The following is a 22,444-nucleotide window of genomic DNA, read 5'->3' on the forward strand; positions in this document are numbered from 1 at the left end:
TTACGCATTCAATGCTTTTCCCCATAGGCTAACAATAGTCTCTTACGCAAGCTACAATCTAATGCTCTTTAGGCAAAATTAAAACCCCAGTGGTTAAAATAGCAATAATAACTCTACCTGAAAAAATCATGCGCATTAGAAATGCGAGACACTGCTCAATGGTAAAAACTTCCTTCCTGAGGTTTTTGAGTCATCTTTGCTTTTCTGTGAATATGAAATCCTATCAAACGTGGATCTGCAAGTGGCTCAATACCAAAAGCTGAATCAAAAATGTACTCAGTTTTTCGTCCTGTCCAATAATAAAAAGTTTCCTTTTCTTTTGCTTCATGAAAAAAACCATATCGTTTAGCTAATCGTGAAATACCATCATTACCAAATATCGTAACTCCAAGACTTCCTGGTAAAATCGGCATTTTTTTCCTCTTTAACCAGAATGGTTTCCAAACACGACGCTTAAACCCAAGCCACTCAGGAACCATTTCTGTTCCGGCCCAATAATCTTCAAACACTTTTATAATAGGGTTATCGGACGGAAAATAAAGTGCAGAAACACCTACCCTTACAGCATTTTCTTTTGCAAACCAAACCTTATCCGCATCTGGGTGAAATTGTTTAACCAAATAAACATCTGTATCTAACCAAACACCTTGCCGATATTTCATCAGCATAACACGAAAAAAATCCGAAAACTGAACAACCGTACATCCTAGTTTATCATCAGAAAAATTAGGATCAAGGCGATAAATTGCTGAACGTGGTAGAATTGATTCGGCTTCATACAATTCAACACCAACAGGTAGATTTTCTATTTTTTTATCATAACTGAAAAGCTTAACGCGTTGCCCAGTTTTAACCATTGAAGATAAACAAAGTCTATCAACCAGTCTTAATTGTCCACTATACCAAAAAGTGCAAATATCCATAGGCGATATATCAAAAATATTCTAAACTCACACGAAATAGCTGCTCAACATCACGCACACACTCAGAAAGAGCAAAAATTACTATCCGGTCACCAGACAAAATACGCGTATCTGCCGAAAGCTGTATTATTGTCTTGTTGCGATAGATTGCACCAATTCTCAAACCATCTGATAAATCAAGCTCTGACAATGACTTACCAACCAATGAAGATGTTTGCATAACCTCAGCCTCGATAATTTCTGCCTTCCCATTAAAAACTGAGTGAACAGCACGAATACGACCACGGCGCATTTGTTGCAAAATTCTCGATATAGTAACACTATGTGGATTAAGATATGCATCCACACCAACTGCACGGCTAAACTCTTGATAAGCAACATTATTGATCAATACCATGTTGGCTTTGCATCCCAATCTTTTAGCAATAATAGCACTTAAGAGATTGACCTGATCCTGATTGGTCAATGTAATCATTAAATCGGCCTGGTCAATTCCAGCATCCTGAAGAATCACTGGATCTAATACGTTACCATATAAGACCGTTGTTTTTTCAAGTTGGTCAGCAATTGTTAGCGCTCTCTCTCTCTGCGATTCTATAATCTTCAATCTTAATTTATGAAGGCGCTTTTCAATAGCCTGAGCAACGTAAAGACCAATATGACCACCTCCTGCAATAATCATGCGATGGGTATCTTGTTCTTTATGACCAAAAAGCCCAACTGCACGACGCATCTGATCACGAGCAGCAACAAGATAGGTCACATCGCCAACGCGTAATTGCGTCTCTGAGTGCGCAACCAATAATTCTGAACCACGCTTAATAGCGATAACCGTCGTGCGAAGGTCGGGAAAAAGCTCCGTTAATTGACGTAAAGGTGTATTAATAACTGGGCAATCTTCCATACATTCCAAGGCTAATGTAACAATATCATCATTACAAAAATAAAGAACATCTATTGCACCAGGTAAAGCAATACGACGTAGAACCATTTCCCCAACTTCAACTTCCGGCGAAATAACCACATCAATGGGAATATTCTCTCTAGCAAAAAGCGTTTTATAGCGTGGCTCTAAATAAGATTGTGAGCGAATACGTGCTATTTTTGTTGGAACATTAAATAATGAGTGCGCCACTTGGCAAGCCACCATATTGACTTCATCAAATAAAGTTACTGCAATTAACATATCAGCTTTGTCTGCATCAGCAGCCAAAAGAACCTCAGGTCGTGAACCGTGACCGACAATACCTCTCACATCCAACGTGTCGCGAATTTTTTCAATCAATCTCGTTTCAATATCAATAACAGTAACATCATGATTTTCAGCAGCAAGACGCTCTGCTATTCCATAACCAACCTGTCCTGCTCCGCAAATAATAACACGCATAATATTACGAGACTCCAAGCGCTTTAAGCTTACGGTGTAAAGCTGAACGCTCCATACCTATAAATTCAGCTGTACGAGATATATTTCCACCCAAACGACCAATCTGCGCCACCAAATACCTCTTTTCAAACAATTCCCGTGCTTCACGCAACGGTAAATCCATTATATTCTCATCTGCATCCATTTGAATACGTGGCAAAGAATCGTTCACTTCACTAGGGAGAAATTCTGCTGTTATTGGGCCATCACCATCACGCACAAGAATGAGAAGACGTTCAATATTATTGCGTAATTGCCGTACATTACCCGGCCAAGCATGTGTTTGTAAAATAGATATGACATCATCACTGATTTCACGCGGCTTAATACCAACCTGCTGCGATATTGTTTTCACAAAATGATGCACAAGTTCCGGAATATCTTCACGACGTGATGAGAGTGGTGGAACAGCAATGGGAACAACCGAAAGACGGTGAAAAAGATCCTCCCTAAAACGCCCGTCAGAAATGAGGTTTTCAAGATTTTGCGCCGTTGACGAAATGATACGAACATCCACCTTGACACGTTTTGTGCCGCCCACTCTCTCAAATGTCTGCCCCGTTAACACCCGAAGAATCTTACCTTGAGTCTCACGTGGCATATCCGCAATTTCATCAAGATATAATATTCCACCATGAGCTTCCTCTAATGCGCCAATTTTGCGCTCTCCCCCTTCCATTTCGTTGCCAAACAATTCTATCTCCATTCTTTCTGGAGTAATCGTTGCAGCGTTTATTGTCACAAATGGTCCATTTGAACGCGTTGAAAGCGCATGAATAGCACGTGCAACCATCTCTTTTCCCGCCCCAGAAGGACCTGTAATCATAACACGGCTATTAGTTGGTGCTACTTTTTCTATGATTTGGCGCAAATGTTTTATAGCGGTTGATGTTCCAAGCAGTTCCAATGTCTCACTTGAGCGTTTGCGTAATTCTAAAAGCTCACGTTTTAAATTTGAGTTTTCAAGAGTCCGTTCTGCAACCAATACAAGCCTATCAGTTTTAAAAGGTTTTTCAATAAAGTCATATGCCCCTCGTTTTATAGCGGAAACAGCCGTCTCAATATTACCATGACCAGAGATCATAACTACCGGAAGAGCAGGATATCGCGTTTTAATTTCATCAAGCAGCGCTAAACCATCGAGACGACTTCCTTGTAACCAAATATCTAAAAAGATGAGCTTTGGAATACGCTCATTAATTTGTGCTAAAGCTTCATCAGAGTTACAGGCAACACGCGTTTCATAACCTTCATCATCCAAAATACCAGCGACAAGATCACGAATATCTGCTTCATCATCAACAATTAAGATATCTGATACCATTCTATTCCCCTATCTTATGACTTGTGGCTTGTGTAATATTCCCCTGCTTAGCCCCATCCGATGGGAATATCAAACGGATCATTGCGCCACAGCCTTCATAAAAACTCTTCGGCGCATCATGCAATTCCATGGAACCACCATGATCTTCAATAACCTTGCGTACAATGGCTAATCCGAGCCCTGTTCCCTTTTCCCGCGTTGTTATATAAGGCTCTAATAATTTTTGTCTTTGCTCTTTAGGAAGTCCTTTGCCGTTATCAATCACATCCACAACCACATACCCTTCTTGACGATAAGAACGTACAAGAATATGCCCATGGATAGCTTCCTCTCGTATGACCATGTCTATAGATTCACTTGCGTTTTTGATAACATTGCAAAAAGCTTGTACAATAAGGCGATTATCAAATGCACCCACAAGTGGTACACTTCCTAAGTCCTGTTCAAAATAAATATCATGCCGAGTAACTTCTATCAAGAAACATGCTTCACGCAGTAAGCCGCGTATATCTAAAACATTCATTTGCGGTTTAGGCATACGCGCAAAAGAAGAAAACTCATCAACCATACGCCCAATATCTCCAACCTGTCGAATAATCGTATCAATACACCGCTCAAAGATCTCTCGATCTTGTGTAATAACTTGGTTGTAACGTTTACGAATACGTTCAGCCGATAACTGAATAGGTGTAAGTGGATTTTTGATTTCGTGTGCAATACGGCGTGCAATATCTGCCCATGCCGATGTACGTTGTGCAGCAACAAGGTCTGTAATATCATCAATTGTTAGAACCCAAGATTGTCCCTGCCCATCATCTTCTTCCATCGTAATTTGCACATTACAAACACGTTCTTGTCCTGCAACACTTAAAGTTACCTGCTCACGGTGATTTTTGCGACCTAACGAACGTGCGACCTGAAAAACTTGCCAAATTTCAGCACTTAACGATAAAAGACTGTGCCCAATAACTTGTTCAGAGCGAATATCAAACATCGTTTCAATAGACCGATTGATAATTGTAACATCGCCATTATCATCAATACCTGCCACACCCGCTGTTACACCAGATAAAACAGCTTCAGAAAAACGCCGTCTCTCATCAATTTGATCACGAACTGCAATCAACTCATTGCGCCGACTTTTTAATTCACTGACCATGTAATTAAAAGTTTTCGATAACTGCCCAATATCTCCATCCTTGGCGCGTACTGGTACAAAAACTTCCATATTCCCTGAAGCCACATCATCAGCAGCACTAATAAGAAGACGAATAGGGCGTACTAGGCGATCAGCAACAGCAATACCAGCCCAAATAGCTGATAAGAATAAACTAAAAAAAAGACACAAATAAAGCATACCAAATGCGATTTGAGTCAGCAGACGATTTTCATTTAAGTCACGATAACGATCTGTATTGACTTCCGTCAAACGCAAAGCAGATAAAACTTCTTTATCAACATCGCGCACCAAATACAAAAATGTGTTTGGAATATTCGTAAATTTTAAAATAATGCCAAAATAATCATGAACCCCCGGTTGAAAAGAAAAAGGTCTTGCGCTGGTTGCACGCTCTATAAGATTAGCAGGAGGAATCGGTAGTTTATCCTCGTCACCAAGACTACTCGATATAAAAATATTTCCGCTAGAACTTAACAAAAATGCACCACGCAAATTGCGCCCTATAGCATGACGCGTTAATTGCATCTTATATTCAGCTGGATTACGCTCTAAAAGCTTTTTGTTATCAAGCGCAAATGCCATAGCGTAGGATAAATTTTTCATATTTTGAAGCATTTCATCCGCATAAGCATTCGCTAAATTGATAGAAGAACCTACAATTTGCCGTGTTGTCGTATCAAACCATCGATCAAGTCCTAAATTCAGTGCAGGACCTGATACAAGAGCAACTGCAACAGCCGGCATTGTTGCAACAAGTGCAAATAACGAAATAAGACGAACATGAAGGCGAGAGCCTGCACGTCTCGAACGCCACGCACGAATGATGGGAATCATCTCATAAAAAACAATGATCACGAGTCCTAAAACCCAGACACTGTTAATTCCTATAAGAACGAGAGTTACAGCCCTACTAGGAACAACAAGTGTTAATCCAATAAGAATGATAAACGAAACAGATGCTGTGAGCAGAGCCAACACAATAATTGTGATCCCTAAAAAGATATACACCTTACTTAAGCGATACAACTCATCGTTAGAGATATTTTGATCTGTATCTTGGAGATTCATTACAGATGTTGTATTCATGATTAGCTTACATTACCTTATCTCGTTGCCCCATATAACCTTTTGTAACAAAAATTTACAATACTAATACTACATTTAAACTATAATCAAACGAGCAAATAGAGAAAGAACTTCTACATTTTACAAAATATCTTTAAAATAAAGTGCGTTCAGTAATATTTACAGAGGAGATGAAATGCGGTTAACCAAACAGACAAATTATGCGCTCAGGATGCTCATGTACTGTGCAGATAATCAGGGGGCTCTTAGTCGTATTCCAGAAATTGCCAAAGCATATGCTGTTTCCGAACTTTTTTTATTTAAGATCCTTCAACCACTTGTTGAAGCAGGTTTTATACAGACAGTACGCGGACGTAATGGTGGCGTTAAATTAGCTAAACCCGCAGCAGAGATTTCGGTAGCTGATGTTGTAAAAGTAACAGAAGATAACTTTTCCATGGCAGAATGTTTCGATACCGCAGAACCTAATTGCCCATTGATAAATTTTTGTGGTTTAAATACCGCACTTCAAAAAGCTTTAAATGCTTTTTTTGATGTATTATCAGTGATATCCCTTGCCGATCTTCAACGACCAACTTTTCAAAATCAATTTAAAATTGATGATCATAAAATAATAAACTAAGATAATGCAGAAGGGAGATTAAGTATTTCTATTGCAGCAATAATTTTAGCCGCTGGACGCGGTGAAAGGGCAAAATCTCTACACAAAATTCCAAAACAGTACCAGCTTCTAGGGCACGAGCCGGTTATTTGTCATGCTGTGCGTTGTTTTTTGCAGAATCCTGCCATCACGACTATTATCCTCGTTATTCATCCGGAAGACCGCCAAATTTGTGAGCAAGCTATCGTTGATTTTAAAGAGCAGCTTATCATCGTTGAAGGGGGCAATACACGTCAAATATCCACCTTATGTGGGCTTCATGCACTTAAAAAGTTCAAGCCCCAGTATGTACATATTCATGATGGTGCGCGCCCCTTTATCGAAAATCAGCTCCTCGAGCAAATCCACGCAACTGTCAATCATCAAGAAGGTGTTCTGCCTGTTCTCGCAATTTCTGATACTCTCAAACGCATAAATAGCACATATTACGTTTTAGATACAATTCCACGCACTAACCTTTATAGCGCACAAACTCCACAGTGTTTTCCTTTTGAGAGCATTTTAGCTGCCCATGAAAAAGCAATGCAAGTTTGCAAAAAGGAATTTACCGATGATTCTGCAATTGCAGAATGGTTTGGGATTCCTATGCGTGGCATCCCTGGAGACCCTAACAACATAAAAATTACATGGCACCAAGATTTTGATACCGCACATTTATATCTCCAAAAAAAAATGCAAATGTTTCCTGATATCCGTACCGGCAATGGTTATGATGTTCATTCTTTCGAGGAAGGAACTTCTCTTACATTATGTGGTATAAAAATTCCTTTTCATAAAAAATTGAATGGACACTCTGATGCTGATGTCGCGCTTCATGCACTAACAGATGCCCTTCTCGCTACGCGAGGGGCAGGAGATATTGGTACACATTTTCCTCCTTCTGATCCCCAATGGAAAAATGCATCGTCAGAAATTTTTCTTCGTCACGCTCTTGATATTGTTAAACAAGCGTACGGTCGTATTGCCAATGTTGATATCACGCTGATTGCCGAAGAACCTAAAATCGGCCCTTATCGTCATAAAATGATAGAAAATCTTATGAATATACTCACAATTTCACCCGATCGAATCTCCATCAAAGCAACAACAAATGAAAAACTCGGATTTATTGGTCGTGGCGAAGGCATTGCAGCTTTTGCAACAGCCAGCGTCCTTTATCTAGGAGAAATTCCCAAATGACATATTTTTGTGAAAAACAAGCACGTGAAGTCCTTACAGCATGTCGCCAAAAAGGTTTGCTTTTAACAACTGTTGAATCTTGTACAGGAGGGCTTATTGCTGCAAATCTTACAACTATTGCAGGTTCATCAGATGTATTTGATTGTGGATTTGTCGTTTATTCAAATGAATCGAAAACGCACCTTGTTGGCGTATGCACTGAACTTATAAAAAACTACGGTGCCGTTTCAAAGGAAGTTGCTCTTGCAATGGCCGAGGGTGGATTAAAACACTCACAAGCTGGAATTGCAATCGCTGTAACAGGAATTGCAGGACCAGGAGGGGCATGTCTCGATAAACCTAGAGGGCTTGTGCATTTTGCAATTGCTTACAAGAATCACAAAACCCTGCATACAGAAGTGCGTTTCGGAGATCTTGATCGTAATACTATACGCTATGCAACCGTCGAAAATGCTTTTAAAATGATCTTGGAATCTCTCCAATGACATTCTCCATAGTCAAATTTCTAGATTTCACCTCATCACAATCTATAACATGCAATACTTACTATGCAACAAAATCAACAGAATAAATCATGTTACCGGAGGACCGTAAATTCGGTGCGCACGCATTTCAAAAGCATCGGTGAATTTACGAAAAGCAATATCAAACATTGATCCCATCACCAATCCAAGCATTTTGCTTTTAAATTCATAATCAATAAAAAACGCTACATTACATGCATTGGTATTCTCAATATCATAAAAAGTCCAACGATTTTCAAGATATCTGAATGGGCCATCAATATATTTAACCTCTATCAGATTTTTCTTCGGCTGAAGAAGTACTTGGGTCGTGAAAATTTCTCGGATAACCTTGTAGCCAACTATCATGTCAGCAAGAAGCAATGTCTTTTCCTCATATTCCTTACGAGAACGAACCACTAACGCCTCACACATTGGTAAGAATTCAGGATAACGCTCAATATCTGAGACAAGATCAAACATTTCACTAGCACTATGGGCAATCTGCCGATGTGTTGTAAAAGTTGGCATAATTATCTCTGCAAGGCAAATTTTTCATCACGCGCTTTTTGCAAAATTGCAAAATCATCGCCTGCATGATGAGATGAACGCGTCAGAGGATTGGAAGCCATATGTAAAAAACCCTTCACTTTACCAATCTTGGCAAAAGATTCAAATTCTTCAGGAGGTACAAAACGAATAACCGGATGATGTTTTCGCGTAGGCTGTAAATATTGTCCAATTGTCATAAAATCAACATCAGCAGAGCGTAAATCATCCATCAATTGAAGAATTTCATTTCTTTCTTCCCCAAGGCCAACCATAATCCCTGATTTTGTAAAAATTGTTGGATCAAGTTCTTTAACGCGTTGTAATAACCGAATTGAATGAAAATAACGTGCCCCTGGACGAACCTTTAAATATTTAGATGGAACTGTTTCCAAATTATGATTAAAAACATCGGGCTTAGCAGCAACAACAATTTCTAAAGCTCCATCTTTATGACGAAAATCAGGTGTAAGAACTTCAATGGTTGTCTTAGGAGCCTTTCTACGAATAGCATAAATAACTTTTGCAAAATGCTCCGCACCACCATCCCCAAGATCATCACGATCAACAGATGTAATCACGACATGTTTTAATTCCATTTGTGCAACAGCATCCGCCACACGTTCTGGCTCATTATCATCAACTGCAAGTGGAATACCTGTTGCGACATTGCAAAAAGCACAAGCCCGTGTACATATTTCACCCAAAATCATAAAACTGGCATGCCGCTGACTCCAACACTCGCCAACATTTGGGCAACCAGCTTCTTCGCATACGGTTACTAATTTATGAGTACGTACAATACCACGCGTTTCTTTATATATCTGTGATGTTGGCGCTTTTACGCGAATCCATTCCGGCTTTTTTTGAATGCTTGTATCCGGACGATGCGCCTTTTCAGGATGACGCAGGCGTCTATTTGTAACTCTGTCAACAACCGTAACCATTTAAGACCTCTGCCTTTTAAATATGGAACGCAAATTACATAAACAAAATTTTTCAGAAAATCCAATCATCAAGCATTTAAAACTTGGTCATAAGCATCCAATACACTCTCTTTCATCATTTCTGATAATGTTGGATGTGGGAAAACGGTGTGCATCAATTCTTCTTCGGTTGTTTCAAGATTCATGGCAATGACAAAACCTTGTATCAATTCTGTTACTTCTGCTCCTACCATATGTGCACCAAGCAGTTGTCCTGTTTTTTTATCAAAAATAGTTTTAACCAATCCCTGATCTTCCCCTAAAGCAATGGCCTTACCATTCGCTGAAAAGGAATAACGACCAACACGTATATCATAACCAGCTTCTTTTGCTGCTATTTCTGAAAGCCCTACAGAGGCAACTTGTGGTATACAATATGTACATCCTGGAATTTTTTTCTTATCAAGCGGGTGAACATTCTCCAACCCCGCAAGATGTTCAATGCATATCACGCCTTCTTCTTCTGCTTTATGTGCCAACATAGGAGGACCAGCCACATCACCAATAGCATAAATTCCCTCTACCCCTGTCCAACTCCATTCATCGGTTACAATGCACCCACGTTCAGTTTTTACACCCAATGCTTCCAATCCAAGATTCTCAATATTACCCTGAACCCCAACAGCTGAAATTAACCGATCAGCTGTAATTGTTTCTGTCTTACCTTTAACATCAATATGCGCAATAACAGAATCGGAAGATTTCTCAACTTTCATTACTTTCGCTTGCGTGAGGATCCGTATACCTTTTTTTTCTAACTGTTTACGAGCAAATGTTGAAATTTCAACATCCTCAGCAGGCATGATATGAGGCATCATTTCAACAACAGTTACTGTCGCTCCCATATCATGATAAAAAGAAGCAAATTCAATGCCAATTGCTCCAGACCCCATTACTAAAAGCGATTTCGGCATTGACTGTGGTATCATAGCTTCAAAATAAGTCCAAATAAGCTTTCCATCTGGCTCAAGCCCAAGAAGAGAACGAGGACGTGCACCCGTTGCAATAACGATGTGTTTTGCTTGATAAGTCCCTTCCCCTAATGTACCTTTAGGTACTGGATTTTGCGGTTGCATAATCGGTTTGGACGATGAAGAAATCATAATTTCCGTAAGCTGGCTCCCTTTCACCTTCTTGGTAAGTTTTGCTTCCCCCCAAATAATATCAATTTTATTTTTTTTCATCAAAAAACCAACACCAGCATTTAAACGTGCTGAAACCCCGCGTGAACGTGCTACGATATCCTTGATATTTACTTCAATCGACCCGTTGAACGTTAGACCATAATCCTTTACATGTTCAGCAAAATGCTTTATTTCTGCGGAACGTAACAGTGCCTTTGTTGGAATACACCCCCAGTTTAAGCAAATCCCACCAAGATGTTCACGTTCAACAATCGCCGTCTTGAAGCCACATTGCGCCGCACGAATTGCGGTTACATATCCTCCAGGACCCGATCCAATCACAATTACATCATAAAGATTCGCCACAGTAATTCCTCCATGGATATATACAAAACCGATAGGCACTCTCTGAGCTTAAGACCAAAAAACAACTTGACAGAATCGCGTGTTTTTCATTCAAAACTCACCATATATGCCTTTAACAGTCAGAAGAGATAGCAATATTGCCATTGAAACTCTCTCAATCTGCCTCTACCATATTAACCTACCATACTCACATACAATTTATGTGAAGTACTTTTAAACAGCTCAAATTAACATTGCTAATGGATTTTCAATCATTTTCTTAAAAGTCCGCGCAAGCTCTGCTGCTAACGCGCCATCAACAGCACGATGATCGGCAGAAATTGTAACAGACATGACCGTCGCAACTGCCAATGCATTATTTTTAACAACAGCCTGTTGTTCACCTGCTCCAATCGCAAAAATTGTCGCATGCGGCGGATTAAGAATAGCAGAAAAACTTTTCACACCATACATCCCCATATTTGAGACAGCTGTTGTTCCCCCCTGATACTCTTCCATTTTTAACTTACGCTCACGTGCACGTTTTGCAAAATCCTTCATCTCATGAGAAATAATTGATAAAGATTTTTCTTCTGCACGGCGAACAATTGGTGTAATTAGCCCATTTTCAACAGATACAGCTACCCCAACATCACAATGTTTGTGATGAAGTATTCCTTCTTCAAGCCAAGATACATTCGCATCGGGAACCGCCTTCAAAGAAAGAGCGACAGCTTTAATAATCATATCGTTAACGGAAAGTTTATAAACGGGCATAATCCCTTCTTGCGTCTTAATCATCGGTGCCGCAGCATTCAATTGCGTACGCAGATCCAATAACGCATCAAGTTCACAATCTAGCGTCACGTAGAAATGCGGTACTTTTTGTTTTGATTCCACCAAACGTTTAGCGATTGTTTTACGCATATTATTATGAGGTATGAAGGTGTATTCATCTTCTTTGAAAAGTTGCAATATCTGTTTATCAGAAGCAGCTGCCACTATCGGCTGTTCAATTTGTGACGAGCCAGAATCCTTTAAAATACCACTACTCATAGCTTTTTCTACATCACGTTTAATAATACGCCCACGGGGACCACTCCCAGAAACAAGTGATAAATCAAGACCTGCATGAGCCGCCAATCGCCGCGCTAAGGGAGAAGCAAAAAGGCGTATGTCCTTTTTATCTTTTTCTACTAATTGCTGATACAATACAGGAGACATTTGTGCTGTCTTTGAATCTGCCTGTTTTGCGTCCTCTGATTCTTTGATTGCAAAAGAGGAAGAGGTTTCTTCTGCAACTTTTGCTGCCTCAGACAAATCTTCACCTTCTTCTGCTAAAATAGCAATTAAACTATTCACTTTAACACCTTGCGTTCCAGCAGGAACAACGATCTTAGCAACCTTTCCCTCATCAACGGCCTCTATTTCCATGGTTGCTTTATCTGTCTCAATTTCAGCAATAACATCACCAGAGGAAACCTTGTCCCCAGCCTTCACATTCCATTTTGATAAAGTCCCTTCTTCCATCGTTGGAGAAAGCGCAGGCATTGTAATTTTAATGGGCATAGTGCTTTCCTCCGTTATGCTCTATAAGTCACAGCCTTAACAGCTTCTACAATCTCAGCAATGTTTGGCAAAGCCAATTTTTCAAGATTGGCAGCATAAGGCATAGGAACATCCTTGCCAGAAATTGTAGCAACTGGCGCATCAAGATAGTCAAAAGCCTGCTGCATAACACGTGTTGCTATTTCAGTGCCAACGGATGACTGAGGATAACCTTCTTCAATTGTTACCAAACAACCTGTTTTTTTAACTGAAGCAAGAATTGTTGGAAGATCCATCGGACGCACTGTCCGCAAATCAATTAATTCTACGTCAATACCAAGCTTTTCAACTTCTGGCAGCGCTTGAACTGCATAATGCATCCCAATCCCACATGCAACAATCGTAACATCTTGTCCAGATTTATGAATACGCGCCCGACCGATAGGTAAAACAAAATCATCTATTTGAGGAACATCAAATTGATGACCATACAAAATCTCATTTTCAAGAAAAATAACAGGATTATCATCACGAATAGCAGCTTTTAGCAAACCTTTTGCATCCGCAGCACTATAAGGCATAACAACTTTAAGACCTGGTATATGACTATACCATGCGGCATAGCACTGAGAATGTTGCGCACCTACACGCGCAGCCGCACCATTTGGACCACGAAAAACCATAGGAGCAGTCATTTGTCCACCAGACATATAACGCGTTTTTGCTGCTGAGTTGATAATTTGATCAATTGCCTGCATAGCAAAATTAAACGTCATAAACTCAACAATGGGACGTAACCCTCCAAAGGCAGCACCAACAGCTAATCCTGCAAAACCATGTTCTGTGATTGGTGTATCGATAACTCGGCGTTCACCAAATTCTTCTAATAAACCTTGGCTAACTTTATAAGCACCTTGATATTGCGCTACTTCTTCTCCCAACAGAAAAACCATCTCATCACGCCGCATCTCTTCAGTCATAGCCTGGTTAAGCGCTTCGCGCACTGTCATTGTAACCATTTGCGTCCCCGCTGGAATATCAAAATCAGGAGCGCTATCAAAAGTAGGAGAGACCGGCACTAATGAAGCAAGAGAAGAAGATGCAGCAGCCCCAGTTTTTTTATGTGCATTTAAAGAATTGACAGTTTGTGAAATATTCTCAACACTTTCATCTTCCTCCAACAATACCGCAATAACGGTATTAACCTTCACACCTTCCGAACCTTCAAGTACACAAATTTTACCAAGAGTGCCTTCATCGACAGCCTCGACTTCCATTATTGCTTTATCTGTTTCAATTTCAGCAATTACATCGCCAGAGCTAATTTTATCGCCTTCTTTCTTCAGCCATTTAGACAATTTACCTTCTTCCATCGTTGGTGAAAGCGCTGGCATCAAAATATCAATAGACATGCTTGCTTTCCTCGCATCAAACTAAAATATCAGTATAGAGCTCAGAAGCATCTGGCTCTTGATCACTTTGCGCAAAATCCGCTGCATCCGCAACAACCGCACGCACTTCCTTGTCAATAGACTTTAAATCGTCTTCGCTCGCCCAGCTTTGTTCAAGAATCCGATTCTTTACCTGATCAATTGGATCATGGTCCTCTTTTATTTTCTGAACCTCTTCTTTTGATCGATATTTTGCTGGATCAGACATAGAGTGACCACGGTAGCGATAGGTCTGCATATCAAGGATAATCGGCCCTTTACCAGAACGCGCCCAAGAAATTGCTTCATCAGCAGCTCCTTTCACTGCTCGAACATCCATACCGTCAACAACAATGCCTGGAATCTCAAAAGAAAGACCACGACGAGAAAAATCCGTTTCTGCCGATGCACGTGCAACCGATGTTCCCATAGCATACTGATTATTTTCAATAATATAAACAACAGGAAGCCTCCAAAGTGAAGCCATATTAAAACTTTCGTAAACCTGCCCCTGATTGGCAGCGCCATCGCCAAAATACACTAATGTTACATTATCTTTACCAAGATACTGATTCGAAAATGCCAAACCGGAGCCAATTGGAACCTGAGCTCCAACAATGCCATGCCCGCCATAAAAATTCTTTTCTTTAGAAAACATATGCATCGAACCCCCTTTCCCCTTAGAAAAGCCACCTTGACGCCCCGTAAGTTCTGCCATAACACCACGCGGACTCATACCAACCGCTAACATATGTCCATGATCACGATAAGATGTAATAACCTGATCGCCTTCTTTAGCCGCCTTCAGTGTTCCAATAACAACAGCTTCCTGCCCAATGTAGAGATGACAAAAACCACCAATAAGCCCCATACCATAAAGTTGCCCCGCTTTTTCTTCAAAACGGCGAATTAAAAGCATCTCACGATAAGCATCAATTTCCTCTTCTTTTGTAAAACGCGCTATTGGTGCTCTTTTCGTAGTGCTTGATAATGTAGTGCACACCACCGCCGCAGAACCTTTTTTAGACCTTTCTGCCATATTAAACTCCCTTTTATGATTGATCTAGGAATAACCTTTACGAACAAAAGTTACAAGCATTATCAATCAGCTCAAACACTACCATAGGTAATTGTTTCAAAATATTTTTTGAAATTATATCATTTACAAGGAGTTAGAATTGTCAATTCATTTGGCTTAGAAAAATTTAAATTCTTCCGGATATACTCATCCAACATATCTTTTTCAATGTGCCCATTGCGCAAAAGAGAAATGCGCTTTTCCATGTATATCCGTTTAGCTTCTACTTTATGAAGTTCCTCTTCTAACTCCACAATATGTTTATTAACTTCACTGCGTGAATACAAGCCGTATTCACCATGGTAAATGTGATAACTGAAATAGCTCAAAACTCCCACTGTCATAAGTGGTAGTACAAAGCGTACTTTGATTGATCTGCGTTTCTGCTTTGTCCACATAAAATAGCACAGTCTTTATAGCATAATCCTCTTAATAATTAGCCAAACTATGCATGATTTTAATTAACACCTCATTACCAAAGACTTATACAAAAGCGATTTGTGGTTACACACTAAAAGACCTCTGATATAACAAGGCTATGCCATATGATCTACTTTTATATTGTAATATTCGGTATATTCACTAACTTTTGACTCTAGCCCCATCGCTGTCAGTAAAAATTCCTGTTATAATAACTATAAAATCAATAAACGCCCAAAAAACTGTTAGAGTTAGAAGAAGCATTAAAGCACCTGTTCCAACTTGACCAACCATAAAGCTGTGGAGACCTAATACTCCTCCAAAAAAACAAACAAATGCAAGTAGTACTTGTGATTGTTCTGATCGTTCTTGTTGCACCAAGAGAGGAACAATCGATTTAATGGCATCACCTTCACATACAAAATCAATAGCATCACCAGCCTTCGGCGGCTTTTTTCCTAACCAATCCCAAATTGCGAATTGATAGCGCTTACCACTATCACCCGAAACGAGATAATTCTCTTGATCTTGACCAATAATCATACCTCTCATTTTGACCACTTATAGAATTGTCACTCACATGTTATTCATAAAGAAGTTTCTGCTAACTTGCTAATATATTGATGCACTTCACGGTATGAATACAATCCATATCCACCGTGATAAATACAATAATTAAAATAGCTTAAAATTTCCCAATAAACACACCCCCACCACTATAAGCGGCAATATAAAACACGCCTTAATCGATTTGTGTCTCCATCTTACTCATATAAAATAACACAATCTTTTACAATGTTTTTATTTAACTATGCATCATTTTCATTAACATCCGATCATCAAATAAGTATACTAAAAAAACTCTAGGTATTACAACTTCATCGATCAACCACAACAAAATTAAAAAACATTATTTCCTTTTTACATATTACATTATGACGCATAATTTCTACCCACGTGTAATTTGCCTACCATCTTTGTCAGTAAACTTCCCAGCAACAATAACTATAAAGTCAACAATCGCCCAAATCCCTGTAATCAACAGCCCCAAAAACGTTAAAGACAGAATTAGCATTAAAGCACCAGTTCTCACTTTACCAACCATAAAGCGATGAACACCAAATAGACCAGAGACCCAACAAATGAGTGCTAACATTGTTTTCGGAGGCTCAGAATCTTGTTGCAACAATGGGAAAACAGAATTAATATTGCTCTCTTCGCATACAAAATCAACAGCATCACCCACTCTCGGTGGATTTTTTCCTAACCAATCTCCAGTCGCAAACTGATAACGTGTGCCATCATCACCGGAAACGAGATAACTTCCTTGATCTTGATTAATAATTATACCTCTCATCCTTAATACCTATAAAATTGGTTTCACACATATCTTACAGTTACATCTTATAACCCCAATGAGATCACAAGCTAAAATCTTACGTTCATGACTCAACGATGCCAATTACCAGCATAATATGCCTGCTTCCCAAGCATTTCTTCAATACGAATGAGCTGATTATACTTTGCCAATCTATCCGAACGTGCAAGCGAGCCTGTTTTAATCTGCCCACAATTTGTTGCAACAGCAAGATCAGCAATAAAAGAGTCTTCCGTTTCTCCCGAACGGTGAGATATAATAGCACGATAACCTGCTTTATGCGCTGTTTCTACAGCATCAAGCGTCTCACTTAACGTACCAATCTGGTTAACTTTAATAAGGATAGAATTAGCAGCACCCATTTTGATGCCATCACGCAAACGCGCTGAATTTGTTACAAACAAATCATCACCCACAAGCTGACATTTTTTACCAATCGAATCAGTAAGTAACTTCCAACCTTCCCAATCATCTTCAGCCATCCCATCCTCAATCGTAATAATGGGATAAGTTTCAACAAGCTTTGCCAAATAATCTACCTGTTCCTGAGCATCACGACATTTACCCTCACCTTTATAGAAATACGAACCATTTTTATAAAACTCCGTCGAAGCACAATCTAAACCAAGTGCAATTTGTTCACCTGGTTTATATCCACAGATTGTTATAGATTCCATAATAAAATCAACTGCTTGCTCGGCGCTTTTAAATTGAGGCGCAAAACCACCTTCATCACCAACATTAGTATTATAGCCTGCATCTTTTAAACGTTTTTTTAACGTATGAAAAATTTCAGCTCCATAGCGGATTGCTTCTTTCACCGTTGACGCGCCTACAGGAATAATCATAAATTCTTGAAAATCAATTGGATTATCAGCATGGACACCACCATTGATAATATTCATCATAGGAGTGGGAAGAACATGCGCTTGTGTACCGCCAATATAGCGATATAAAGGCAAATTTAATGATTCCGCAGCCGCTTTTGCAACAGCCAATGAAACGCCGAGAAGTGCATTGGCGCCAAGACGCGCTTTATTTGGTGTTCCATCCAAGGCAATCATTGCTTGATCAATAGCGATTTGATTTCTTGCATCTCGCCCACCAAGTTCTTCAAGAATTTCGCCATTTACTGCAGCAATCGCTTTTTCAACACCTTTTCCTTGATAACGCATGCCACCATCACGAAGCTCGATAGCTTCATGTACCCCCGTAGATGCCCCTGAGGGAACAAGAGCACGACCCAAAACTCCGTTCTCCAAATGAACATCAACTTCTACCGTTGGGTTACCTCGGCTATCAAGCACTTCACGTCCAATGATATCGACAATTATAGTCATGTGCGTTTCCTTATCCAACAAAAGTTTCAATTCATCTTTTTTGACAGATAATCAAATTCCATTAACGTCTCAAGAAGCCTTTGTAAATGATCAATTTTAACCATATTAGGTCCATCAGAAGGTGCATTATCTGGGTCTTGATGCGTTTCTAAAAACACCCCTGCTACCCCAACAGAAACAGCTGCACGCGCCAAAACCTCGACAAATTGACGCTGTCCACCAGATGAATTCCCCTGCCCCCCTGGCTCTTGAACAGAATGTGTTGCATCAAAAATAACAGGAGCACCAAATGAACGTAAAATAGGCAATGAACGCATATCAGAAATAAGTCGATTATAACCAAATGACGTGCCTCGCTCACAAAGCATAACATTCGGATTACCACTTTGCGTAACCTTTCTTAAAACATTTTCCATATCCCATGGAGCCAAAAACTGACCTTTTTTAATATTGATAACACGCCCCGTTTTTGCTGCTGCTGCCAAAATATCTGTTTGACGACATAAAAAAGCGGGTATTTGCAAAATATCTACCGTTGACGCAACAACCGTGCATTGCTCTTCTGTATGCACATCAGTCAATACCGGACAATCAAATTCCTTCTTCAAATCAGAAAAAATAGCCATTGCTTTTTCAAGACCAATACCACGTGCCGCATTTATGGATGTCCTGTTGGCTTTATCGTAACTAGATTTATAAACAAACCCAATACCAACCTGATCTGTAATTGTTTTAATCTGGCCTGCTATTTCAAAAGCATGATCTCGGCTTTCCATCTGGCACGGTCCCGCAATCAATGAAAGGGGTGATTCATTTGAAAAGATGACATTTCCAACTTTTACAATGGCATTTGGTTTAAACATTGTATCCCTCAAAAAGCAAATAATCCAATTTATGAATTAAACTAATCGACTCTGCTCCACAGTGGCTTTTATAAAAGAAGAAAAAAGTGGATGTGGGTCAAATGGACGAGACTTTAATTCTGGATGATATTGAACACCAATGAACCATGGATGATCTGCATATTCTATTGTTTCTGGCAAAATACCATCCGGAGACATGCCAGAAAAAATCAAACCACACTGTTCTAATTTGTCTTTATAATCAATATTTACTTCATAACGATGACGATGTCGTTCACAAATCCTTGTCATCCCATAAATTTTGGCAATATGGCTGCCTACCTTTAATTCAGCTGCAAAAGCACCAAGGCGCATTGAACCACCAAGATTTCCACACTTTGTCCGTTTCTCCAGAACATCCCCTTTGAGCCATTCTGTCATCAAACCTACAATCGGATTTTTTGTTTCGCAAAATTCACTTGATGAAGCATTCTCAATCTGTGCAATATTGCGCGCAGCTTCTATACAAGCCAATTGCATCCCAAAGCAAATACCTAAAAACGGAACTTTCCGTTCCCGCGCAAATTGAATTGCTTGAATCTTACCTTCTGCACCACGCGCCCCAAAAGCACCAGGAACTAAAATCCCATGGATTTTTTGCAAATAGGATGCAGGATCTTCTCTTTCAAGAAGTTCTGCTTCAATCCATTCAATATTAACCTTTACTTTATTGGCTAAACCACCATGCGCAATCGCTTCTGTAAGAGATTTATAAGCATCCTTCAATCCGGTATATTTCCCAACAACAGCAATTGTTACTTCTCCTTCAGGATGGTGAATCCGATGTGTAATATCTTCCCAACGATCCATTTTAGGTTGAGGCGTCGGATTCATTCCAAAAGCGGAAAGAACTTCTGAATCTAACCCCTCTTTATGATATGCTATAGGAACATCATAAATCGTTGGCATATCCAATGCCTGAATAACTGCATTTGGGCGAACATTACAAAAAAGTGATAATTTACCCCGTTCTGTTTCTGGAATAGGACGATCTGCACGTACCAATAAAATATCAGGAGCAATACCAATTGATTGTAATTCTTTTACCGAATGTTGTGTTGGTTTGGTTTTTAATTCACCAGCCGAAGAGATATAAGGCATTAATGTAAGATGTACATAAACAACATTTTGCCTTGGTAATTCATTGTGGAGCTGACGAATCGCTTCTAGAAACGGCATTGCTTCAATATCACCAACCGTTCCACCTATCTCGCACAAAACAAAGTCAAATTCTTCGTTTTCCGCAGTAATGAATCTCTTAATTTCATCGGTAACATGAGGAATAACCTGAACCGTTGCCCCCAAATAATCACCACGCCGTTCTCGTTCAATGATATTGCGATAAATACGCCCTGTTGTGATATTATCATGGCTATTCGCAGAACATCCGGTAAAACGCTCATAATGCCCAAGATCAAGATCGGCTTCTGCACCATCATCGGTCACAAACACTTCCCCATGTTGATAAGGTGACATCGTGCCTGGATCAACATTCAAATAAGGATCAAGTTTGCGAAGCCGTATACGATACCCACGAGCCTGCAATAATGCAGCCAACGCTGCTGCTGCGATGCCCTTTCCAAGGGAAGAAACCACACCACCAGTAATAAAAACATAACGTGCCATGGGCTTATTGTGATAAGCAGTTTATAATAATTTTTCCAGCAAAAAATGCAAAAAGAAACAATCTTTCTTCTATAAAATAAAAAAAATGAAACAACCACCTTTTTAAATCTATATTCTCTTCAAAAAAACTATTTCATACCGTCATCCAGAACTGGATTTTCATGGACTGGTGGAACTGGATTTTCAACTTCAGGATCTGTAGATTGTTTTTGTTCCTGAGGTGGAACCGAAACACCTTCTAGCTGTTCAAGAATAGAAGGTTGAGGTTTTCCACCTGATGGTGGAACTGCTTCTGAAGCTCCTTTACTTGTAGAGTTCTGTTCTGAATTAACCGGAATACGTTTGAGAATATCAGAACTAGAATTTGATATACTCCCCACCACAGTAAGTCCAATGGACACGGCAAAAAAACAACATGCTAAAATAGCGGTCAAACGTGTTAACGGATTTTTTGTGCCACGCGTCCTCATCAATCCAGAACCACTACTCACACCAAGCCCGCCACCTTCCGAAGGCTGAATCAATATAACGCCAACCAAAGTAATAACAACCAAAAAATGGATAACAATAAGTACTGTTTGCATAAACCCTGCTCTTCAAATAACTTTTCATGGCTATTTACACATAAATAACACATAATCCAAGGGGGAACCGAGATTCCTCTGTTATAATTTACGATAAACATCGCAAATAGTTAAAAAATCAATCGCTTTTAGGCTTGCTCCACCTATCAGAGCACCATTAACATGTGTAGTCCCCAAAAGTTTAAATGCATTTGATGGTTTAACTGATCCACCATAAAGTAAACGCATTTTATTCCCTTGATCACCAAAACGAGAGCGCATCTCATCACGAATAAAATGATGCACTTCTGCAACATCTGCTGAAGTGGCCGTGTTTCCTGTTCCTATAGCCCATACAGGCTCATAAGCGATAATGACATTCTCTGCTGTTGCATCACTTGGCAAAGATTCCTTAAGCTGTCGTTTAAGAACATCCAGCACTTTATTACTTTTGCGCTCCTCCAATGTTTCGCCAATACAAACAAGAGCAACAAGGCCTGCTCGCCACGCTGCTTGCACTTTAGCACAAACAATTGCATTACTCTCCTTATAAACTGTGCGACGTTCCGAATGCCCAATAATGACATGACTTGCTCCTGCTTCTTTAAGCATCAAAGCTGAAACATCTCCGGTATAAGGACCATGATCATCAAAATGACAATTCTGCCCCCCTAAAAGAAGGTTTTCACCACCTAACGTATCAGAAGCACGGGATAAAAGTGTTGTTGGAACACAAATAAGCGCTTCAAACAAACGCCCTAAATCAGAGCTAACACCAGCCGCAATGGCACGCAATTCTCCTAGCGATTCACCAGTTCCATTCATTTTCCAATTTCCAGCAATAAAAGGCCGAATATTTAGCAACATATTTTC

At 39.7% G+C, this 22,444-nt stretch carries 21 protein-coding genes; 3 read left to right on the plus strand and 18 right to left on the minus strand.

Translation table 11 applies throughout. The features are described 5' to 3' along the window. Positions 1-155 precede the first annotated feature (155 nt). Genes MCO_RS00880 through MCO_RS00895 form a run of 4 tightly spaced genes read right to left on the minus strand, consistent with a single transcriptional unit; the run spans position 156 to position 5,939 of the window. Positions 156-923, minus strand: a complete 768-nt coding sequence (locus MCO_RS00880) for a hypothetical protein (protein WP_007552007.1) — start codon at positions 921-923, stop codon at positions 156-158. A gap of 10 nt (positions 924-933) precedes the next feature. After that, entirely contained in the window at positions 934-2,310 is a 1,377-nt protein-coding gene (gene trkA, locus MCO_RS00885; RefSeq protein ID WP_007552008.1) for a Trk system potassium transporter TrkA, read from the minus strand. Positions 2,311-2,314: 4 nt separating this feature from the next. Further along, complete coding sequence (locus MCO_RS00890; protein WP_007552009.1) at positions 2,315-3,673, minus strand: sigma-54 dependent transcriptional regulator; 1,359 nt, start codon at positions 3,671-3,673, stop codon at positions 2,315-2,317. A gap of 1 nt (position 3,674) precedes the next feature. Further along, positions 3,675-5,939, minus strand: a complete 2,265-nt coding sequence (locus tag MCO_RS00895) for a PAS domain-containing sensor histidine kinase (protein ID WP_007552011.1) — start codon at positions 5,937-5,939, stop codon at positions 3,675-3,677. Positions 5,940-6,114: 175 nt separating this feature from the next. Here MCO_RS00895 and rirA point away from each other — a divergent pair, with 175 nt between their 5' ends. Genes rirA through MCO_RS00910 form a run of 3 tightly spaced genes read left to right on the plus strand, consistent with a single transcriptional unit; the run spans position 6,115 to position 8,264 of the window. Further along, a complete protein-coding gene (gene rirA / locus MCO_RS00900; protein ID WP_007552012.1) occupies positions 6,115-6,561 on the plus strand; it encodes an iron-responsive transcriptional regulator RirA in 447 nt (148 codons plus the stop codon). A gap of 24 nt (positions 6,562-6,585) precedes the next feature. Then, positions 6,586-7,779: a bifunctional 2-C-methyl-D-erythritol 4-phosphate cytidylyltransferase/2-C-methyl-D-erythritol 2,4-cyclodiphosphate synthase gene (locus tag MCO_RS00905; protein WP_196794015.1), complete on the plus strand. Its 1,194-nt coding sequence runs from the start codon at positions 6,586-6,588 to the stop codon at positions 7,777-7,779. Beyond that, positions 7,776-8,264: a CinA family protein gene (locus MCO_RS00910; RefSeq protein WP_007552014.1), complete on the plus strand. Its 489-nt coding sequence runs from the start codon at positions 7,776-7,778 to the stop codon at positions 8,262-8,264. Before MCO_RS00905 ends, MCO_RS00910 begins: the two co-directional genes overlap by 4 nt. Before the next feature lie 87 nt (positions 8,265-8,351). Here MCO_RS00910 and MCO_RS00915 read toward each other — a convergent pair whose 3' ends face one another. The 14 genes from MCO_RS00915 to tpiA all read right to left on the minus strand — a co-directional run bounded on the left by MCO_RS00915 (position 8,352) and on the right by tpiA (position 22,438). Continuing rightward, positions 8,352-8,813, minus strand: coding sequence for a type II toxin-antitoxin system RatA family toxin (locus MCO_RS00915; protein WP_007552015.1), 462 nt, complete (start codon positions 8,811-8,813; stop codon positions 8,352-8,354). 2 nt (positions 8,814-8,815) lie between these two features. After that, positions 8,816-9,778, minus strand: a complete 963-nt coding sequence (gene lipA / locus MCO_RS00920; RefSeq protein WP_007552016.1) for a lipoyl synthase — start codon at positions 9,776-9,778, stop codon at positions 8,816-8,818. Positions 9,779-9,846: 68 nt separating this feature from the next. Beyond that, complete coding sequence (lpdA, locus tag MCO_RS00925) at positions 9,847-11,307, minus strand: dihydrolipoyl dehydrogenase (protein WP_007552017.1); 1,461 nt, start codon at positions 11,305-11,307, stop codon at positions 9,847-9,849. A gap of 222 nt (positions 11,308-11,529) precedes the next feature. Further along, positions 11,530-12,855, minus strand: a complete 1,326-nt coding sequence (locus MCO_RS00930; protein ID WP_007552018.1) for a pyruvate dehydrogenase complex dihydrolipoamide acetyltransferase — start codon at positions 12,853-12,855, stop codon at positions 11,530-11,532. Positions 12,856-12,869: 14 nt separating this feature from the next. Beyond that, positions 12,870-14,246: a pyruvate dehydrogenase complex E1 component subunit beta gene (locus MCO_RS00935; protein WP_007552019.1), complete on the minus strand. Its 1,377-nt coding sequence runs from the start codon at positions 14,244-14,246 to the stop codon at positions 12,870-12,872. A gap of 16 nt (positions 14,247-14,262) precedes the next feature. Beyond that, positions 14,263-15,303, minus strand: coding sequence for a pyruvate dehydrogenase (acetyl-transferring) E1 component subunit alpha (pdhA, locus tag MCO_RS00940; protein WP_007552020.1), 1,041 nt, complete (start codon positions 15,301-15,303; stop codon positions 14,263-14,265). Between the two features lie 119 nt (positions 15,304-15,422). Further along, the gene (locus MCO_RS00945) at positions 15,423-15,740 is read right to left on the minus strand and encodes a septum formation initiator family protein (RefSeq protein ID WP_007552022.1); all 318 of its coding nucleotides are present in this window, start codon (positions 15,738-15,740) and stop codon (positions 15,423-15,425) included. 184 nt (positions 15,741-15,924) lie between these two features. Continuing rightward, positions 15,925-16,314, minus strand: a complete 390-nt coding sequence (locus MCO_RS00950; protein WP_007552023.1) for a TM2 domain-containing protein — start codon at positions 16,312-16,314, stop codon at positions 15,925-15,927. Between the two features lie 397 nt (positions 16,315-16,711). Further along, positions 16,712-17,119, minus strand: a complete 408-nt coding sequence (locus MCO_RS00955; protein WP_007552026.1) for a TM2 domain-containing protein — start codon at positions 17,117-17,119, stop codon at positions 16,712-16,714. A 92-nt stretch (positions 17,120-17,211) separates the two neighbouring features. Next, a complete protein-coding gene (gene eno / locus MCO_RS00960; protein WP_007552027.1) occupies positions 17,212-18,480 on the minus strand; it encodes a phosphopyruvate hydratase in 1,269 nt (422 codons plus the stop codon). A 26-nt stretch (positions 18,481-18,506) separates the two neighbouring features. Further along, the gene (kdsA, locus tag MCO_RS00965; RefSeq protein ID WP_007552028.1) at positions 18,507-19,343 is read right to left on the minus strand and encodes a 3-deoxy-8-phosphooctulonate synthase; all 837 of its coding nucleotides are present in this window, start codon (positions 19,341-19,343) and stop codon (positions 18,507-18,509) included. Between the two features lie 36 nt (positions 19,344-19,379). Beyond that, positions 19,380-21,008: a CTP synthase gene (locus tag MCO_RS00970; RefSeq protein WP_007552029.1), complete on the minus strand. Its 1,629-nt coding sequence runs from the start codon at positions 21,006-21,008 to the stop codon at positions 19,380-19,382. 128 nt (positions 21,009-21,136) lie between these two features. Beyond that, complete coding sequence (gene secG, locus MCO_RS00975) at positions 21,137-21,592, minus strand: preprotein translocase subunit SecG (RefSeq protein WP_007552030.1); 456 nt, start codon at positions 21,590-21,592, stop codon at positions 21,137-21,139. Between the two features lie 81 nt (positions 21,593-21,673). Then, on the minus strand, positions 21,674-22,438 hold the full coding sequence (tpiA, locus tag MCO_RS00980; RefSeq protein ID WP_007552031.1) for a triose-phosphate isomerase: 765 nt from the start codon (positions 22,436-22,438) through the stop codon (positions 21,674-21,676). Positions 22,439-22,444: the final 6 nt, after the last annotated feature.

The organism is Bartonella sp. DB5-6 (assembly GCF_000278115.1).
Lineage (GTDB): Bacteria > Pseudomonadota > Alphaproteobacteria > Rhizobiales > Rhizobiaceae > Bartonella > Bartonella refiksaydamii.

Bases quoted from the DNA above. Each gene is read 5' to 3' on its own strand.
- MCO_RS00880 (WP_007552007.1), bottom strand. From the start codon at position 923: ATGGATATTTGCACTTTTTGGTATAGTGGACAATTAAGACTGGTTGAT.
- MCO_RS00895 (WP_007552011.1), bottom strand. From the start codon at position 5,939: ATGAATACAACATCTGTAATGAATCTCCAAGATACAGATCAAAATATC.
- MCO_RS00935 (WP_007552019.1), bottom strand. From the start codon at position 14,246: ATGTCTATTGATATTTTGATGCCAGCGCTTTCACCAACGATGGAAGAA.
- eno (WP_007552027.1), bottom strand. From the start codon at position 18,480: ATGACTATAATTGTCGATATCATTGGACGTGAAGTGCTTGATAGCCGA.
- tpiA (WP_007552031.1), bottom strand. From the start codon at position 22,438: ATGTTGCTAAATATTCGGCCTTTTATTGCTGGAAATTGGAAAATGAAT.
- secG (WP_007552030.1), bottom strand. From the start codon at position 21,592: ATGCAAACAGTACTTATTGTTATCCATTTTTTGGTTGTTATTACTTTG.
- pdhA (WP_007552020.1), bottom strand. From the start codon at position 15,303: ATGGCAGAAAGGTCTAAAAAAGGTTCTGCGGCGGTGGTGTGCACTACA.
- MCO_RS00950 (WP_007552023.1), bottom strand. From the start codon at position 16,314: ATGAGAGGTATGATTATTGGTCAAGATCAAGAGAATTATCTCGTTTCG.
- MCO_RS00955 (WP_007552026.1), bottom strand. From the start codon at position 17,119: ATGAGAGGTATAATTATTAATCAAGATCAAGGAAGTTATCTCGTTTCC.
- kdsA (WP_007552028.1), bottom strand. From the start codon at position 19,343: ATGTTTAAACCAAATGCCATTGTAAAAGTTGGAAATGTCATCTTTTCA.
- MCO_RS00930 (WP_007552018.1), bottom strand. From the start codon at position 12,855: ATGCCCATTAAAATTACAATGCCTGCGCTTTCTCCAACGATGGAAGAA.
- MCO_RS00915 (WP_007552015.1), bottom strand. From the start codon at position 8,813: ATGCCAACTTTTACAACACATCGGCAGATTGCCCATAGTGCTAGTGAA.
- MCO_RS00970 (WP_007552029.1), bottom strand. From the start codon at position 21,008: ATGGCACGTTATGTTTTTATTACTGGTGGTGTGGTTTCTTCCCTTGGA.
- MCO_RS00910 (WP_007552014.1), top strand. From the start codon at position 7,776: ATGACATATTTTTGTGAAAAACAAGCACGTGAAGTCCTTACAGCATGT.
- MCO_RS00945 (WP_007552022.1), bottom strand. From the start codon at position 15,740: ATGTGGACAAAGCAGAAACGCAGATCAATCAAAGTACGCTTTGTACTA.
- trkA (WP_007552008.1), bottom strand. From the start codon at position 2,310: ATGCGTGTTATTATTTGCGGAGCAGGACAGGTTGGTTATGGAATAGCA.
- lipA (WP_007552016.1), bottom strand. From the start codon at position 9,778: ATGGTTACGGTTGTTGACAGAGTTACAAATAGACGCCTGCGTCATCCT.
- rirA (WP_007552012.1), top strand. From the start codon at position 6,115: ATGCGGTTAACCAAACAGACAAATTATGCGCTCAGGATGCTCATGTAC.
- MCO_RS00890 (WP_007552009.1), bottom strand. From the start codon at position 3,673: ATGGTATCAGATATCTTAATTGTTGATGATGAAGCAGATATTCGTGAT.